At 42.9% G+C, this 16576-nt stretch carries 16 protein-coding genes; 3 read left to right on the forward strand and 13 right to left on the reverse strand.

What is annotated here, in order from left to right; all coding sequences use genetic code 11:
• Positions 1-64 precede the first annotated feature (64 nt).
• From yunB to NSQ70_RS14885, 4 genes are all read right to left on the reverse strand, one after another.
• A complete protein-coding gene (gene yunB / locus NSQ70_RS14870; protein ID WP_007500406.1) occupies positions 65-835 on the reverse strand; it encodes a sporulation protein YunB in 771 nt (256 codons plus the stop codon).
• Between the two features lie 69 nt (positions 836-904).
• Positions 905-1210 carry a DUF1805 domain-containing protein gene (locus NSQ70_RS14875; RefSeq protein WP_007500404.1) on the reverse strand — a complete coding sequence of 102 codons (306 nt, stop codon included), beginning with the start codon at positions 1208-1210 and terminating at the stop codon, positions 905-907.
• Between the two features lie 67 nt (positions 1211-1277).
• Positions 1278-2651, reverse strand: a complete 1374-nt coding sequence (locus tag NSQ70_RS14880; protein ID WP_096881814.1) for a bifunctional UDP-sugar hydrolase/5'-nucleotidase — start codon at positions 2649-2651, stop codon at positions 1278-1280.
• Positions 2652-2714: 63 nt separating this feature from the next.
• On the reverse strand, positions 2715-3566 hold the full coding sequence (locus NSQ70_RS14885; RefSeq protein WP_212360870.1) for a DUF72 domain-containing protein: 852 nt from the start codon (positions 3564-3566) through the stop codon (positions 2715-2717).
• Positions 3567-3883: 317 nt separating this feature from the next.
• Between NSQ70_RS14885 and NSQ70_RS14890 the strand changes: the two genes are divergently transcribed.
• Both NSQ70_RS14890 and NSQ70_RS14895 read left to right on the forward strand, forming a co-directional pair.
• Entirely contained in the window at positions 3884-5056 is a 1173-nt protein-coding gene (locus NSQ70_RS14890) for a helix-turn-helix domain-containing protein (protein WP_342502236.1), read from the forward strand.
• Positions 5057-5120: 64 nt separating this feature from the next.
• On the forward strand, positions 5121-6278 hold the full coding sequence (locus NSQ70_RS14895) for an oxalate decarboxylase family bicupin (protein ID WP_342502237.1): 1158 nt from the start codon (positions 5121-5123) through the stop codon (positions 6276-6278).
• Between the two features lie 48 nt (positions 6279-6326).
• Here the strand turns inward: NSQ70_RS14895 and NSQ70_RS14900 are convergent, their stop codons facing one another.
• Positions 6327-7520, reverse strand: a complete 1194-nt coding sequence (locus tag NSQ70_RS14900) for a tetracycline resistance MFS efflux pump (RefSeq protein WP_008346860.1) — start codon at positions 7518-7520, stop codon at positions 6327-6329.
• Positions 7521-7683: 163 nt separating this feature from the next.
• The gene (locus NSQ70_RS14905; RefSeq protein ID WP_342502238.1) at positions 7684-8919 is read right to left on the reverse strand and encodes an alanine--glyoxylate aminotransferase family protein; all 1236 of its coding nucleotides are present in this window, start codon (positions 8917-8919) and stop codon (positions 7684-7686) included.
• Positions 8920-9092: 173 nt separating this feature from the next.
• On the opposite strand from NSQ70_RS14905, the gene NSQ70_RS14910 reads away from it, so the two are divergent.
• Positions 9093-9971 (forward strand): endonuclease, encoded by an 879-nt coding sequence (locus NSQ70_RS14910; RefSeq protein WP_017367997.1) that lies wholly within the window; start codon positions 9093-9095, stop codon positions 9969-9971.
• Positions 9972-9986: 15 nt separating this feature from the next.
• Here the strand turns inward: NSQ70_RS14910 and NSQ70_RS14915 are convergent, their stop codons facing one another.
• The 7 genes from NSQ70_RS14915 to psiE all read right to left on the reverse strand — a co-directional run bounded on the left by NSQ70_RS14915 (position 9987) and on the right by psiE (position 16567).
• Complete coding sequence (locus NSQ70_RS14915) at positions 9987-10730, reverse strand: IucA/IucC family C-terminal-domain containing protein (protein WP_024719765.1); 744 nt, start codon at positions 10728-10730, stop codon at positions 9987-9989.
• A 21-nt stretch (positions 10731-10751) separates the two neighbouring features.
• Positions 10752-11789 carry an iron ABC transporter permease gene (locus NSQ70_RS14920; protein ID WP_039168968.1) on the reverse strand — a complete coding sequence of 346 codons (1038 nt, stop codon included), beginning with the start codon at positions 11787-11789 and terminating at the stop codon, positions 10752-10754.
• Positions 11782-12798 (reverse strand): iron ABC transporter permease, encoded by a 1017-nt coding sequence (locus NSQ70_RS14925; RefSeq protein ID WP_008346988.1) that lies wholly within the window; start codon positions 12796-12798, stop codon positions 11782-11784. Before NSQ70_RS14925 ends, NSQ70_RS14920 begins: the two co-directional genes overlap by 8 nt.
• Before the next feature lie 70 nt (positions 12799-12868).
• On the reverse strand, positions 12869-13822 hold the full coding sequence (locus tag NSQ70_RS14930; RefSeq protein ID WP_268431641.1) for an iron-siderophore ABC transporter substrate-binding protein: 954 nt from the start codon (positions 13820-13822) through the stop codon (positions 12869-12871).
• A gap of 139 nt (positions 13823-13961) precedes the next feature.
• Positions 13962-14864, reverse strand: a complete 903-nt coding sequence (locus tag NSQ70_RS14935) for an alpha/beta fold hydrolase (RefSeq protein WP_342502239.1) — start codon at positions 14862-14864, stop codon at positions 13962-13964.
• 71 nt (positions 14865-14935) lie between these two features.
• Positions 14936-15847, reverse strand: a complete 912-nt coding sequence (locus tag NSQ70_RS14940) for an alpha/beta hydrolase (RefSeq protein WP_017359300.1) — start codon at positions 15845-15847, stop codon at positions 14936-14938.
• A 291-nt stretch (positions 15848-16138) separates the two neighbouring features.
• On the reverse strand, positions 16139-16567 hold the full coding sequence (gene psiE / locus NSQ70_RS14945; protein ID WP_274660938.1) for a phosphate-starvation-inducible protein PsiE: 429 nt from the start codon (positions 16565-16567) through the stop codon (positions 16139-16141).
• Positions 16568-16576 lie beyond the last annotated feature (9 nt).

Consider the following 16576-nt stretch of genomic DNA (forward strand, 5'->3'; position numbering starts at 1 on the left):
ATCACAAAAACACTATATGCAATCACAGTGTATGAAAAAACAGCCCAATCCGTCCATTGGGCTGTTATTCTTTCTTCTCCTTTTTTTCTGGCAGAACAATCGATGGAGCGCCTGAATTTGTTCCGCTGCCATTATAATAATCTGGGACATCTCCTTGAACGGCTTGAATGGAGACAGGCACGGAGTTTTTGACGACGATGGTTTCTGAGGCGAATGGGATGATGACTCTCACCTTCACCTCAATGAGTACACTAATATCAATCAAGGCATTGTTGATGCCATAAGGCTTAATGTTTTTTTCAACGTCCGTATGCGGGTCACCAATGACACTGAATCGTACAGGCACTTTTGGTCCTAGGTTGGCGATAAGTGCATTTCCGGACGCTTGCCCAAGCGGAATGTTATATATAATGCCGTCATGTCCATCTGTTTGATCCTTTAATGCTTCTTTTGCCTCTTTTTGAAAATTCCCCTTTTCAATGTCCTCTAGATTTTTTTGAAGGTGACGTGACAGGTCAGCCATTGCTTTCGATGTTGCTTGCGCATTGAAGTCGATAGTTGTCACTTTTCCGTTCTCACTTGTATTCATCACAACCATATCCTTCATATTCTCCTGATCATCTGCAAAATCCTGAACAGAATATTGGATGAGATGATTGGCGATTCGTTCTGTTTCTAGTTCAGCAATGTGAATCAACGTTGGTTTAATGGAACGATTGATGAAGAATAGGCTAATGACAGTTGAGAGCACAAAAAATAATATGGCAAGCAGCATGACATAACGAAATGGCAGAGGGCCCTTTTTATAGGGGCGATAACGGCGGTTCAATCTCAATAAAAAATCCCCCCTTCTCCATTACAAGTGTATGCAGACAGGCGGGGGGATAGGAATCATCTGTTCATTTTATTTCACCATTTTTAATAATGCATCTCTTCCAATTGTGCCAGCATGAATGCCGAGCGACTCAGCGGCATATGTCACAGATTCTAAAGGTGCATCCAGCAATTGCTCGATGGTTCTTACACCGACTGCTCTTCCTGCGATGATTCCTCTATCTGCAAGCTTTTCATTTAGGAGCCCGACATCAAGTGCACCGCACATAATATAACCATGCTCATTTGTCACTGCCATGAAATTGGTCTTTGGCAGTTTGACGGTGACGGCTGTAAAGGAATGGCCATCAATTGTAATAGGTGTTAAATTCACCATATCCCTTCACTCCCTTCAACACAATCTATGTGAAGGGAGGGCAAGTGTTGTTAGGCTGGAGCGGATTTCACTTTGCGTCCTTCAATCGCCAGCTCAGGACATCACGTAAAAATTCCGGCATGAAATATTCAATGTGTTCATGGTCACGTATATGGGGAAAAAGAGAGCCAAGTGTATACATATCCACTGTGCCAACCGTATAGGAATCATCTTCTTTGACGAGTTGATCGTTTACATAGACCTCTTTTACTCGTTTGGCTTCGCCCTCTTCTAATGAATAAGTCAAACCGCTGTATAGCATTTTCCCCATCAGTTCGCCTCTAAATCCAAAGCCTTTGATGCGTAGCTGTTCCATTTTTTCTTCACAGCCACGAGACACTGTTTCGATCAATTGCTTCCCAGTAAGCTTCACCCGAATTGGATTAATGGGATGCGGGCATATCCGGTGAATGTCTTCTCTTGTGACGATGCCAGCCTCTAATGAATCAAGCACCATCCCAGCATTCATCATGCCGATATCTGCCTCGCACCATTCTTTAATGGCATCTGTTAAAAGTTGCGGAAGCTGAGAGTCATCAAACCACTTTGTTTCGAGCTTTGATTTAATGGATGTCACTTTTTCCTGCATGAGTGACTTCGCTCGTCTTTCTGCTTTCTGTAAAGTCGTGATCGCTTCATCGGATTCACTGATCAGCTGGTCCACTGATTGCACCGTCGCTTTTTTCTCGATGAGCTCGCTACTCGCTGTGTCAATGGTCAGCTCGACACAGCCAATATAATGCCCATACTTTTCAGCACATGCAAGAAGAACGCCATTATCCATCTCGCCCTGTTCTAAAAGATGATGCGTATGTGAGCCTAAGATGATGTCGATTTCCGGGAAGTCATGGGCTACCTCTCGATCATGGATGATGCCCAGATGGGAAAGAAGAACAATGACATCGGCTTGTCCTTTCACTTCTTGTAGCATCTCCCGTATGCTCTCAAATGGGTCTGTAATGTCCCAGCCCAGCTTTTCATAGACAGGTGTATACGCAATGGTCACCCCTAAGACGGCGATCTTCAGTCCATTTTTCAACGTGATCACTTCATAAGGCTTTGCCCACGATGGTCTTTTGCCTTTTTCAAATAAATTAGATAAAATCACCGGGAATTGCGCGTCTTTGTACAATTGGTCGAGCTGCTCATGAGGCAACGTAATGCCTTCATTATTACCAATTGTGACTCCATCATAGCCAAGCTGATTGAGAAGTTTGACATTCACTTTTCCATAATCCGCTTCTGATACAAGGTTTACTCGATCCATATGATCGCCAATATCAAATAAGAGCATCTGATCGTGAACTTGACGCTTTTCTTCAATATAAGCTGCGATTTTTGGCCAGTTTTCAAAGTGGCTGTGCAAGTCGTTTGTATGATATAACCATAGCTTCTGCAGCATGTTGATCTCTCCCTCAAGTTGTCACTGAACCGTCTCGTTCAAATTGAAAGCCACAGCTCTCGTTTAACTAAATAAATCTAACTGCTTCGGGGATAAGCTTGAATACGTCAAATCCAGCAAATCAATCATTTGCTGGCCATTCGCTGCCGCATCTCCGCCTGAGTTATTATTAAATACGACATATACATCTTTCGATTGTTGATGCAGGATGTCGAGGTTCTTTTTCCATTCCTTTAGTTCAGCTTCATTATATAAATATAAGTAACGAACTTCACGCCAGTTCTCATGATCTGCCGGGTGAAGCCAGCCTTGTTTATTTCTTCCGTGGAAACGGACCAATGTTTTGTCACGGTGTGTGGCTTTTATGACTGGCGGTATAGACCCTTCTCCGACTTGCGGTTCATCACAGATGGAATGAATCCACCCTTCTTTCTCCATAAAGGATAAGGTTTGTTCATAAAACTCGTCTGAAAACCAAGTTCGGTTTCGGAATTCGAGTGCACAAGGAATGTCCCCCATCTTCTCCTTACACCATCTTAAATAGTGGACGTGCTCCTTTTTGCAATCAAACCATGGTGGAAATTGAAACAGAACCATCGCCAGTTTCCCTGCTCGAATGAGAGGAGTCAGTGAAAGAATAAAGGCGTCAAACATTTCTTCCTTTGAAGCAAACGGGATCTCGCCTCTTTGATGCCCGGTCATTCCTTGATATGCTTTCACAACAAATTGAAAGGCGTCTGGCGTATCTTTTATCCATTTTTCATGGTTCCGCTCAGGCTGAACAGCATAAAAGCTTGCATCCAGTTCCACAATGGGAAACGTTGATGCGTAGTGAAACAGCTTTTGAGAGCTGCCGATTCTCGGCGGGTACAGACTGTCATGATCTCCCCAGCCAGTTAATCCGATATAAATCATCTATCTCACCTCTTGCCACTTGCTTGTCTAAACGGATTTTCCCATTGAAAGTCTTTGTTTCTTGGGATACCCATCTTTCTGAAAGAAATTCTTCTGTCTACAACATATCATATTTACCCATTTTTCTGAATGAAGATGACTGATGTGACGTGATTTTGCCCTGCCATCTTTTTTGTGATATTACATCACAACTTTCTATCTAAATTGAATGGAGCTGATAACATAAAATTGATATCAGAGACTTTGACAGCGATTGTCCATTTTTTTATTCATCTTCACCAAAGGCTTCAGCTCTAAAAAAAGGAGAATGAGTGGATATGAACATTGTCGATCATCATGTTGAAGCATTGCAAAAAGTGGCCCAAAGAATTCATCAGCCTGTCTATTTGATCAATCAGTATGGACGTATTCTTTTCACCTCACCCCAAGGTATGACAAATCCAGATTGGATACAAATGCTCCGCTTGTTTCACAGTACGCAGCAGCATTATTTTTCTATGGTTCATTCAAAAGAAAGCGTTTCTGTTTTCCCTATCTATATAAACGAACAAGCTTATGATTATTTAGTCGTTCCCGCCTTCATTCATCCTCAAGACGACATGGGGCTGCATTTGATAATTGAACAAGCTGTACATGCCATGTCCATTTCACGCATCAAACAACATGCCATCAAGCAATCGACAGAGCGAGGCAAAAATGAATGGTTTCGCAAATGGATGGAGGGCACGATTTCCTCAGAGCAAGATGTCACCCGCCTAGCACGCATGTTTGGATTAAACACAACGATTCCCTATTTATGTATCGTCTGTCAGCTTGATCAGAACAGTCATTTCACTTGTTTCCTTAAGCAGCAAACCCTTGTAGATGATGTGTTTGCTTTACTTGAAAGCACCCTTTCGCACTGTCCATTTCCCGCCTTTCTTTTTGTCAAAGGAGATATCGGCATCTTCCTTATAGAAGAGACTGGCGGCTGGCAGGCAATGAACAAATCGATCTGCTCTTTTTTAAAACAAATGCAGATCCTTATTAAACAGCATGTGAATGCCACCATTTCCTTTGGTGTAAGCTTAAGCGGTTATCTCATCACCGATCTGCCAAAAGGATTCAGTGAAGCTGCCCATGCTCTGCAATCAGGCCAGCTCTCATTACGAGCTGAATATATTCAGTTCTATCAAGCAAAAGATGTGTCAGATTTACTGAAGCTCATCCCATCAAAAGATTTAACAACATTCTATGAGCGGTACCTACACCCTTTATATGAAGAATCACAAGTCGATCTGAACCTTCTCCACACCTTATCTGTTTATGTCGAAACACATTGCCATATTTCAGAAACAGCCAAACGTTTATCTGTTCATCGCAACACCGTGATATATCGACTGGAGAAATGTGAAGAACTGCTCCAGATCAGCCTAAAAGATCCTGATGCAACATTGCGCTTGCGATTAGCTTTGCGGATTCAAAAGCACCTTTCATCCGATTCCAATTGAATCTTTTTTTCTTACGCCTCATATATTTTGGAGGAGAAATGTGAATGACAAGGAGTGGTGTCAAATGGATGAGGAGATTCGTCACATCCCGCAACCGATTCGAGACGATGGGGCCGGCGCAACCGATTTAGGCCCGCGAGACGTTCTGCGCGATATGGAAAACCCAGATATGTTCGTTCCCCCTAAAACGGATGCAGGGACGATTCCTAATTTAAAATTTTCATATTCTGATACACATATGCACTTGAATCATGGCGGCTGGTCGAGGGAAATTACCGAGCGAGAGCTGCCTGTTTCAACAACGATTGCTGGTGTGAACATGCACCTTACGCGCGGAGGTGTTCGTGAGCTTCATTGGCATAAGCAGGCGGAATGGGCATATATGATTTTAGGCAAAGCCCGGATCACATCTGTAGATGCAGAAGGACGGAATATGATCGCTGATGTAGAAGAAGGAGACTTGTGGTATTTCCCGCCCGGTATTCCGCACTCCATTCAAGGTCTTGAGGATGGCTGTGAGTTTCTCCTTGTGTTTGATGATGGTGCTTTTTCTGAATTTGATACGTTCACCATCACAGACTGGTTTGCTCATACACCAAAAGACATTCTTTCTGCTAATTTCGGCGTGCCAATCAAGCTGTTTGACCGCATTCCACATAAACAGCGCTATATGTTTCAAGGCTCTTCACCGGCATCCATTGAAAGCCAAACAGTCTCTGATCCATACGGCGGCATCAAACCGCCATTTACCCACCAGCTCCTTCGTCAAAAACCAATCGTGACCTCTGGTGGAACCGTGCGAATCGTCGACTCACGCAATTTTCCAGTATCTAAAACCATTGCTGCTGCACTTGTGGAGGTAAAACCTGGCGGGATGAGAGAAATGCACTGGCACCCGAATAATGATGAGTGGCAATACTATTTAACCGGTACAGCCAAAATGACGGTTTTTGGAGCAGGCGGGACAGCTCGCACCTTTAATTACAGAGCAGGTGATGTTGGTTATGTTCCTTTCGGGATGGGGCATTACATACAAAATATTGGGCAAACGAGCCTTTGGTTTCTAGAAATGTTTAAAAGCGATCGATTTGCTGATATTTCATTGAACCAATGGATGGCCTTAACCCCTCCTCAATTAGTGAAGGAGCATTTGCATGTAGACGATGCATTGATTCATGCGTTGCATAAAGAAAAATCACCAGTCGTGAAGTATGAGCGATGACGAAAAAAACCGATCCATTTGTGCTGATCGGTTTTTTCTATGCTGCCTTTACGATACGGCATGGGAATGTTGCTGCGCTTTTTTCGCCCATAAAATAGAAGCAATGAAACTCATACAAAGCACCAGCGTTCCAAACATAAATGGCAGCTCAATATTCACATCAAATAAAATACCCGCAAGACTTGGCCCGACAATATTCGCAAGGCTCATAAAGGAGGTATTGAGACCGCCTGCTACCCCCTGCTGATTCCCTGCCATTTTAGATAGTAATGTATTGAGAGCTGGACGAACAAACGAGGTGGCCGATAAAAATAAAATGGAGCCCGTAAAAATTAGCCAAAAGGAAGGAGCAAAGCGGCAGGCGATCAGCATAAACGCCGCAGCTAAAAGGGCATAACGGACGACACGCATTTCGCCAAATCGTTTCACAAAGGTATTTACTAAAGCACCTTGAACGATGACACCCGCAAGTCCAGCTACCGTAATGACAAATGCAATATCCTTCGGTGTAAAGCCATGTTTTTGGTCCACATATAAGCCAAAGATCGATTCAAAATGAATGATTCCGAAATTCAAAACAAAGGCCAAGATAAACAAAAAACCGTATGGTGTTTTTAAAGCCTGAATCATCTGCGTAAAAGGATTGAAATGAAGCTCTTTATTCAATCGTGCTTCTTCCTGCTTTTCCTTTGTTAAAGTTTCAGGTAAGAACAAGAAAGACAACAGCGTTGACAGGGCTGCAAAGGAACCAGCGATGAGGAAAGGAAAAGCAATCCCAAACTCAACCAAATAGCCGCCTACGCCTGGTCCAATGACAAAGCCTAACGTCATTGCTGCACTAAATAGCCCCATTCCTTTCCCTCGATCCTTCTCACTTGTGATATCAGCGATGTATGCAAACATGGCGGGCATGAGTAAAGCTCCGGCAGCACCACCAAAAAACCGAGACACAAACAGCATCCAAAGCTGATCCGCAAATGCAAAAATAAACTGGGCAATCGTAAAGCCAGCAATCCCGGCAATAATCAATTTTCTGCGTCCAAATCGATCAGTCAGCGCTCCAGCGACGGGTGATAAAGCAAATTGTGTGAGGCCAGTTGCAGCAACGAGGAAACCAAGTGTTTTCCCAGTTGCGCCAAAGGCTTCAATATAACTTGGCATGACAGGAACGATCAGACCAAATCCAAGCATGGCAATAAAAATATTGAGCATCAAAATGTACAATCTGCCCATTTTTTTCATATTAAAACCTCTTTCTTCAAAATAAATGAAAATGATGACAAAAATGATAAGAACTTCTTCAGTATAGCGATATCGTTCTCTATAAGTCTAGTTTTTCAAAAAACAGCGTTTTTTCCCAAATAAAAAATACCCGCTGGTGGCGAGTATTTTGAGAATCCCTTTTTTATTCAGCTTGTTCATAGATGGAAAGAGCCGCCTGTAACCCAGCGCCACAATTGATAGCTGCTCCGTACTTCATCAAGATGGCTTCAAGGCCTGCTAAAACAAATAGAATATTTTCCTTTCGGCAGCTATAGCCCATTGAGCCAATTCTCCATATCCGTCCTGCAAGAGGCCCAAATGAACTCGCAATTTCAATTCCAAAATGATGAAGAAGATCAGCCCGGACCGCTTCTCCGTCGATATCACTTGGAATGACGATACACGTCACGACCGGCATTTTGCAGTCTGGATCACCAAATAATTCAAGCCCCATCGCTTCAAGTCCTGCCATTAAAGCCTTTTCATGAAACAAGTGGCGCTGAAAACGTTCCTCCAGACCTTCCTCTAGCACAAGTCGAACCCCTTCTCTCAGTGCATAAAGCATCGTTGTCGCTTCTGTATGATGATTTAACCGCCTCGGGCTCCAATAATCTTGCAGCTGGCTTAGATCAAAGTAATTGCTTTTGATTGGAGAAATGTCTATCTGTTTTTGCAGTTCGTCCTGTGTTGCGATCCCTTTTTCTACTTTCTTTCTCGATTGTACGACGTCTGCCACTCGTTCATTATATGTGATCGGTGACATCCCTGATGGAACAGACAAGCATTTCTGCGAGCCCCCAATTGCCGCATCGATTTTCCATTCGTCTACCTTGACCTCGACACCACCAATTGTCGCCACAGCGTCTACAATAAAAAGCGCATCAAGCGCTCGGCATGCTTCACCAATTTTCTCAAGCGGCTGTAATCTTCCGGTAGATGTTTCACCATGAACCATCGCAACAATTTTCGGCTTGACTTGATGCATCTCTGCGATGATGTCGTCTTGCTTAAAAACCGTTCCCCATTCACATTCCATTGTATGTACCTCAGCACCATAGCGCTGTCCAATTTCGATCAGCAAATGACCGAAGCGTCCAAAGACCGGAACAAGCATCACATCTCCGGGCTCGATCACACTGGCAAGCACAGCTTCAAGCCCTGAGCGGGACGTCCCATCAATTGGATAAGCCCATTCATTTTCTGTTTGAAAAAGTGATCGTAATAAGGTCATCGTTTCATTCATGATCTCTGTAAATGCAGGATCAAATTGACCAAGAATTGGTGTACTCATCACCCGAAGGACTCTCGGATCTACTTCGACAGGTCCTGGTGTCATAATGGTTCTAGTAGGTGTGTGTAGTTCTTTCACGTTATCCATCCTCTCCCTTGCTGTGTCCATCCTTATATGCCAACTTATACAGCAATGCTGATAAAATAGCAATCTCTTTTCTTACGAATTGGTTACATAAAATTTACGATAAATCCATTTATTTCTTTATGGCAATATGATAGAACTAAAGAGTATACATTCCCTATGAAGGAGGAAATAGAATGAAAAGATCTTTATTTGGAACTGTGGCCGCCGGAATCATGATTTTCGGTACATTTGCCGCTCCGCTGCCTCCCGCTGCAAATGCTCAAGGCTTTACACTGAATGAACCGAGTCAAACCATCACCTTTTCCCCGTTACAGCTACAAACCGAAACATCTGCTCAACATGCGAAAACAACCGCTTCAAGTCAAATTGATTCCTATTACCAATCTGCTGCTGGCAAATCTGGGCCTGCTCTTAAGAAAGCATTACACGATATTATTGATGATCATACGCAGCTATCCTACAGCCAGGTTTGGGATGCATTAAAGAAAACGGATGAAGATCCAAAAAATCCAAGCAATGTGCTCTTGCTCTATAGCGGTATCTCCAGGTCAAAGCAAGCAAATGGAGGAAACGTGGGACAGTGGAACCGGGAGCATGTGTGGGCTAAATCTCACGGCAATTTTGGGACGAGCCAGGGACCTGGTACAGATCTCCATCACCTTCGGGCAACAGACGTACAAACGAATAGCACACGAGGAAATTTAGATTTTGATATAGGCGGAAATGAATACAAGGGAGCGCCGGGCAACTTCTACGACAGCGACTCATTTGAACCTCATAGCCGGGTGAAAGGAGATGTAGCAAGAATGCTCTTTTATATGGCCGTCCGATATGAAGGCGATGACCGTTTCCCAGATTTAGAATTGAACAACAAAGTGAATAATGGAAGCGCCCCTCTTCACGGCAAAATGTCTGTCCTATTGAAATGGCACAAGCAAGATCCAGTCGATCAAATCGAACGGAATCGTAACGAAATCATCTATCAAACGTACCAGCACAATCGCAATCCTTTTATTGATCACCCTGAATGGGTAAGCGATATTTGGGAATAAAAAAGAGAGGCACTGCTATGAACAAGCAGTGCCTTTCTTTTTTTCAAGCGGACAGACGAGACAATAATCAAGGCTCTCTGATTTTTTCTCAAGCTTATAATACATACAGCAAGTCTTTCGATTTGATGTGTCTAGCAAACTTTCATCTAAATTTAAGCTGTGCTGAAAAGGATTTTGATTCACTCCGAAAAGATCACCCGACGCCTTCTTCAGAAACAAATAATCCTCCCGTACGCGCTCTTTCATTTTAGGCTCTTCCGTTTCTCGCATCATGCTACGGTAAAGAGAATTGATACGTACCGCTACATTTTCCCATAAAATCGAATACGGAAGTCTTGAAGTACGTTTCAATACATCTAAAAGAGGTGTGACACACTGCGTAAATAGCATGCGGACGACCTGCTCTCTCCACTCATGACGATCTCCTTCTAACTGAACAAATGAACAGAGCGTTTCATCTAGCTCAATTTTACGATCTTCTCTAAAGACACACGCCTCTGGTGAAAACCGGTAGACAGCATCATACATCGTCATCAAGTACAAAGTAGAACTAACAGCTAAATAGGCATAGCGTTTTGAAAACATGGACGCCGCCACTGCTATATTCGGTGCATGCATCGCTTCCTTTTCAGCTTCTAATAAACGTCTGATAGATGCTTCTGAAAAAAGCGCAGCCAGTGTGCGATCAGATGTCATTGGTCCATTTGTGATGTGTACCCCGAAATCAAGTAATTCTCTCTCAACCCACTCTGGCTTCATATCAAAACCCCCATCTTTCGTTTAACGATTTCGCTGTTGATATAACAAATAAATAAAGAACGGTGCACCAATTGCCGCCGTAAAAACACCTGCCGGGACATCTAACGGGAGAAAAGCCGTTCTCGCAACTAAGTCTGCCAGCATCACGAGAATACTTCCAACAAGCGCAGATGCTGGAACAAGCGCAATAAAGGAACGACCGATGATCATCCTTGCCACATGTGGCGCCATCAGTCCGACAAATTCAATACCACCTGCGAATGCAACGGCAATACCGGCTAATGTCACACTCATCAGTAGAAAGAATAACCGCTTCGCCTGAACCTTGACCCCGAGACCTGTTGCAAGATCATCTCCAAGCTCCTTCACATTCATCGTTCTTGCCAGCACCATGACAATCGGTAAAATAATCAATACCCAAGGAAGCATTGCGATGACGTCCTTCATTGTAGAACCATATAAACTGCCCGTCAGCCAGATGTATGACTTGGTCGTGGTCATCGTATCGCTGAGCACAAGAGTAAACGTCACACACGCCTTCATAATGGCGGAAATCCCAATCCCCATCAAGACGAGCGTGATCGGCTTGACGCCTTTTTTCCATGAAAGCAAATAAATGAGGCATGATACCGCAAAAGCGCCTGCAATGGCCCACAACGACTGATAAGCAATAGGCACAGTGCCCATCCAAAAGACGATGAACATAATGGCGCCAAACGACGCACCGCTCGTAATTCCTATGATGTCAGGCGATGCAAGCGGATTTCGAATGAGACCTTGTAAAATAAGCCCCGATACCGCAAGTGCCGCTCCCACTAAAACCGCAAGCAGGGTCCTTGGAATCCTCAACGTATTTAATACAAACGTATTTCCCTCGCCTTGTCCGAAGATATGCAGCAGCACATCAGTAGGCGGAATAAAGCGGCTGCCCATACAAAGGCTCAGAATAAATAAACCAAAGGCAACGCCTGTCAATAATAGTAAAATCAAAAACGTCCGCTTTGAAAATTGAAATGAAATGCGCCCGCCCTTTGAACGCACTGTATATGTTTTAGCCACCTGTCTTCAACCCCTTGCGCACGAGATAAACAAATAGAGGCGCTCCTGCAATTGCCGTCATGACACCAATCGGTACTTCCTGCGGCATGATCAGAAAACGAGCGGCAAGATCTGCGACAAGTAAAAGCGACGCCCCTACAACGGCACAATACGGCAGTACCCAGCGGTGGTCAGGTCCAACAAGCTTTTTCACAATATGCGGCACAAGAAAACCAACAAATCCAATGGATCCTGCGACAGCGACGGAACCTCCTGCTAAAAAGACGACAAGTACCCCCATCGTCATCTTCAAAAGCAACGTACGCTGGCCAAGCCCTTTCGCAATATCATCACCCGATAAAAGGACATTGATCGAGCGGCCAAGAAGCAGCGCCACCACAGTCGCCCCAAGAATATAAGGCAGCACAGGCAGCAGCATATCTATACTTCTTCCTGACACTGAACCAGCCATCCAGAACAGGATGCTTTGAATGGACTGTTCATTCACGATTAAAAGTCCTTGAGTAAAGGACGCAAACAGAGCAGATATCGCAGCACCTGCGAGTACAATTTTGACCGGTGTCAGTCCGTCTCTTCCAATGGAGCCTAGAAGAAAGACGAGCATACCTGCAATGGCAGCGCCTAAAAAGGCCGTCCACATATAACCTGTTAACGACTCGGTAGAAAAGAAAACAATCGAAATCACAATAAAAAAGAGTCCACCTGCATTAATACCTAAAAGATCTGGTGCAGCCAGCGGATTTCTCGTCAATGCCTGCATGAGTGCACCTGAAATCGCTAGACTTGATCCAACAACCGTCGCAATTAAAGCTCTTGATAATCTGGATGTCATGACAATCACACTGTTTGGATCTGACTCATCAAACTGAAGAAACGCATGGATGGTGGCTTTGAGGGAAATTGAGGTTTGCCCAAGAGAAATACTGAGCATAAAAAAGACCAACATCAATACGATGAATCCAGCAAATAGCAGTGCCTTGCTCGAATCCTTTTTTAATAAACTTCTCATCTGATTCCCGCTTTCAATCTGTTATGGAAAAAGGAGAAAATGGTTTTTCACATTTTCTCCTCTGCTACACTTATTTATCAAGCCCTAGACGATCATAAATATCATCAAGCATCATGTTTGCAGCGGTGATACCGCCAGCCATGTTCCAAGTGATTTCATCGACTTTATGCACTTGTTTCGCTTTCACTGCGTCAAGCTGCTTCCATAAAGGATGACTTGTCCACTCTTTATATGCTTTTTCAACTGCTTTATCCTGATCATCCATGAAGTAATAGATCACATCTGCATCCATTTGTGGAATGCTCTCTTTGTCTGTAAGTGTAATGATATCTTGCTTTTTATCTTTGACATTTTTAGGACCTTCAAAGCCTAGCTCTGTTAAAATTGAACCTGCAAACCCAGTTTGATAGATTCTTGCATGATCTGCACGGAAGTTCACCACAGACACACTCATTGGCCAGTTTTTAATGTCATTCTTTGCTTTTTCTTTGAAGTCAGCGACACGGTCATCCCACTTCGTCAGCAATTCTTTTGATTTGTCTTGCTTGTTTAACGCTTCACCCATTAAATTCACTGTGTCTTTAAAAGTGAACACTGTTTCTGTTGCAACAGTTGGAGCGATTTCTTTCAGCTGATCAAAAATTTGCTCGTGACGGATTTTTGATGCAATGATCAAATCTGGCTTCAGCTTTTCAATTTCTTCTAAGTTTGGTTGTGTTTCCTGCCCAACAATTTTGACACCCTTTAAATCATCTCTTAAATATTTATACGTAGGTGCTTCAAGCCAAGATTCTACAACACCCACTGGTTTAATGCCCATAGCGACGGCTGCATCAGTTGCTCCTTGATACAACGTCACCACACGTTTAGGCGATCCTTTAATTTCAGTTGAACCGATAGCGCTTTCAACGGTTCTTGTTTTCTCATTACTATCTGACTTGCCTTCGCTGCTATTACTGCCACAAGCCGCAAGTAATACGATGGAGAGCACAACTAGTAGCGACCAAAAAGATTTTTTGAACATGTACCTCACCTATCCATTCTATATGTAGTCATATCGTTTGATAACGATTCTCATTATCACACTATGATTTTATCATAGAAAAGGATGGTGTCAATGTAAATTTTTAAGAAAAAGGTAGAGTGTTGACTAGTTGTTCAGGTTAATTGGAACTTTTCCACATTTGGATGGTACGCCCAATCTTTTTTCCTGATTCTAGTAAAATGGACAAATGAGTATGGTTTTCTATCACTTGGTAAACAGATTGATTTTTCACCTGCTGATTTGGAAGCGCCAGATATGGATGAAATTTGTCTACGTCGTATAACTCATCCTCGCTTCCAACAAACATGCCATAAGGCTGGTCCAGCCTTGCAAATTGTTTTTGAGGTGCAGATGGCGTTAAGGCAAGAGACATATTGATGGTAATGCCTGTTAAAAGAAGTGGATCTTGTGCAATCACCCATGCTGGGTAGCGAAATCGTACAGCTTCTGAATGCCCCATCAGCCTTCCTTTTGTCATCGCAGATAGCACGAATTTCCAAACTTGAACTGTGGCAAAAGGGACTTGATTAGACTTTGCTGTGTCAGATTTGTAGCCAAATTCAGGAGCAATAAAAAAGTAACCGTCTACTTTTCTTTTTTCATCCCAAGATAGATATTGAAGCAGCAATCCAGCTCCAGAGGAATGACCACAAAGATAAAGTGCTCCTTCGTGCTGCTGTTTGATGACATCCACAACTTGCGAAATATCTTGCCACACGTCAGTGACTTTGGGTGTATCCCCCTTCTTTCCTTCAGAATATCCGTGGCCTCTCAAATCCAGCAAAAACACATTCACGTGAAAATCATGTTGCAATGTATAGGCGATATGCTCATAACCAGCCAAGCTGTGAGCGCCTCCACCATGAATGATGATCACATTGGTCTGCGTGTTTGTTTCTGATAAAAACGGATAATAAGCAAGACGTATGCCGTCATGTGATTGAATGAACTGTCTTTCTGGAATAGCTACAGGAGCTACTTCCTGCATACTTGTAAATGAGAACGGTTCTGTTTCGTTCATAATTAACTTTTGATCCTCCAATTAGACACGAGAATGGCTAGAGCATTGCTGGCCATCCTCATGTTCGCATCCTATTTTGTCATATCCCTCAAAGGGAACGTCTTACTCTCAATAATGGCGACAATTTGTTTTAACGCTTGGTTCGCTTCGGGAATAGGGAAGACAGGAAAGACGTGATTCATTTTTGGGTATTCGATATAGTTGATGGGAACACCCTGCTTGTCTGCCATCTCTTTGAATTTCCGGGCATCTGGGAGAAAGAATTCATGAGTGCCAATAAAAACAGAAATTCGTCCTAACGATTTGATTTCTCCATAGATTGGACTGATCAAATGATGTGTTTCATCTGTATCACCTGCATAGGCTTTGCCCGATTCGATTAGTAAATCTAGGTTGAGCATTGGCTCTTTTGGAACCATTTTAGCGATATCAGGATTACTTAATGTCACATCAAGCCATGGTGATAATAGAATCAAGTTTCCAGGCTGCGGAAGACCTTTTTTTGCCAAGTATTGAGCAAAGGCGAGCGATAAACCGCCGCCAGCAGAATCACCCATGATGACGATTTTTTCTGGTGTTCCTTTTTCTAAAAGAGCTTGGTAAACTGGGAGAACACTCTCGATTGCATCCATATATTGATGATTCGGTGCTTTTGGATAAACTGGCACATACACCGTACTATTTAATTGCTTCGTCAATCGATCCAAGAAACGCCAATGCCATACGAGCGGCTGCTCAATATAGCCTCCTCCATGTAAAAATAGCACCTGATGATCATCTGGCTGCACATCTGATTTCAACATGTACGTATCGACTGAAAACGTGCTGCTTTTGGTGATGTGATATTTCTTTTTCAACTTCTCAGGCAGCACATAAGGTAATTGATTCGCCATTCTTCGTTCCTCTAAATACCCCTCAACATTCAGTTTCTTCTTTGTAAGTACAAGTAACCATTCAACAAACAAACTTTGAATACTTCGCATACGATCGACCCCTATAGATAGAATGATGACAATCAATGTCTAGGAAAAGAATGGTTTCTCTTTTTCTAAAGCATAACATAAGAACTTGTGAATCCGTTAACTGCTTTGGACAGAATACTTTTTCTATACATCTATTCATTTATGAACACCTGTCTATTTACATTATATTTTCTAGATCCATCATCATCAATTGTCAATCTTTCAATCATTGTTCATTAATCAACACATATTCAAAAACTGTTCATTTAAACACAAAAAAGACGGGTGTTGACCACTCGTCCTTCTTCTTCCTCACTTCACTTCCTCATGCTCCTGAGCAGTATCTCTTTTGCTCGCGATAAAGAGTGCACATGTCATCGCAAGAATGGCCAGTGCCCACCAGAATGTCGATACGGCCTGTTCATGATCAATGATAATCAAACGGATGACAGCTGTGATGCCAATATAAATAAAATAGCGCAGCGGAAAATGAAAATTGGATTTAAAGTATTTAATAATTAAGGCAATAAACTCAAAATACATAAAGAAGATCAGCAGCTCGCCAAGCATTCCATAATAGCTTTCTCCTTTGTTAAACAATGTTTTATAGACGAATTGTACGATGTACCATGTTTCACTAATTAAGAGTACGCTTAGCGCAATCGCTAGAAAGAACAGGCAGATATTCAGAAGGGCTTGCAGAAGATCAGGTACCTTTTGGAAATTGTTGAATCGTTTCATCAGATTGTT

The sequence above is a fragment of the Bacillus sp. FSL R5-0397 genome (genome assembly GCF_038593395.1).
GTDB lineage: Bacteria > Bacillota > Bacilli > Bacillales > Bacillaceae > Bacillus > Bacillus altitudinis.

Coding starts and splice junctions, on each gene's coding strand:
- NSQ70_RS14875 (WP_007500404.1), bottom strand. CDS start 1,210: ATGGTGAATTTAACACCTATTACAATTGATGGCCATTCCTTTACAGCC.
- NSQ70_RS14880 (WP_096881814.1), bottom strand. CDS start 2,651: ATGCTGCAGAAGCTATGGTTATATCATACAAACGACTTGCACAGCCAC.
- NSQ70_RS14885 (WP_212360870.1), bottom strand. CDS start 3,566: ATGATTTATATCGGATTAACTGGCTGGGGAGATCATGACAGTCTGTAC.
- NSQ70_RS14890 (WP_342502236.1), top strand. CDS start 3,884: ATGAACATTGTCGATCATCATGTTGAAGCATTGCAAAAAGTGGCCCAA.
- NSQ70_RS14895 (WP_342502237.1), top strand. CDS start 5,121: ATGGATGAGGAGATTCGTCACATCCCGCAACCGATTCGAGACGATGGG.
- NSQ70_RS14900 (WP_008346860.1), bottom strand. CDS start 7,520: ATGAAAAAAATGGGCAGATTGTACATTTTGATGCTCAATATTTTTATT.
- NSQ70_RS14905 (WP_342502238.1), bottom strand. CDS start 8,919: ATGGATAACGTGAAAGAACTACACACACCTACTAGAACCATTATGACA.
- NSQ70_RS14910 (WP_017367997.1), top strand. CDS start 9,093: ATGAAAAGATCTTTATTTGGAACTGTGGCCGCCGGAATCATGATTTTC.
- NSQ70_RS14915 (WP_024719765.1), bottom strand. CDS start 10,730: ATGAAGCCAGAGTGGGTTGAGAGAGAATTACTTGATTTCGGGGTACAC.
- NSQ70_RS14925 (WP_008346988.1), bottom strand. CDS start 12,798: ATGAGAAGTTTATTAAAAAAGGATTCGAGCAAGGCACTGCTATTTGCT.
- NSQ70_RS14930 (WP_268431641.1), bottom strand. CDS start 13,822: ATGTTCAAAAAATCTTTTTGGTCGCTACTAGTTGTGCTCTCCATCGTA.
- NSQ70_RS14935 (WP_342502239.1), bottom strand. CDS start 14,864: ATGAACGAAACAGAACCGTTCTCATTTACAAGTATGCAGGAAGTAGCT.
- NSQ70_RS14940 (WP_017359300.1), bottom strand. CDS start 15,847: ATGCGAAGTATTCAAAGTTTGTTTGTTGAATGGTTACTTGTACTTACA.
- psiE (WP_274660938.1), bottom strand. CDS start 16,567: ATGAAACGATTCAACAATTTCCAAAAGGTACCTGATCTTCTGCAAGCC.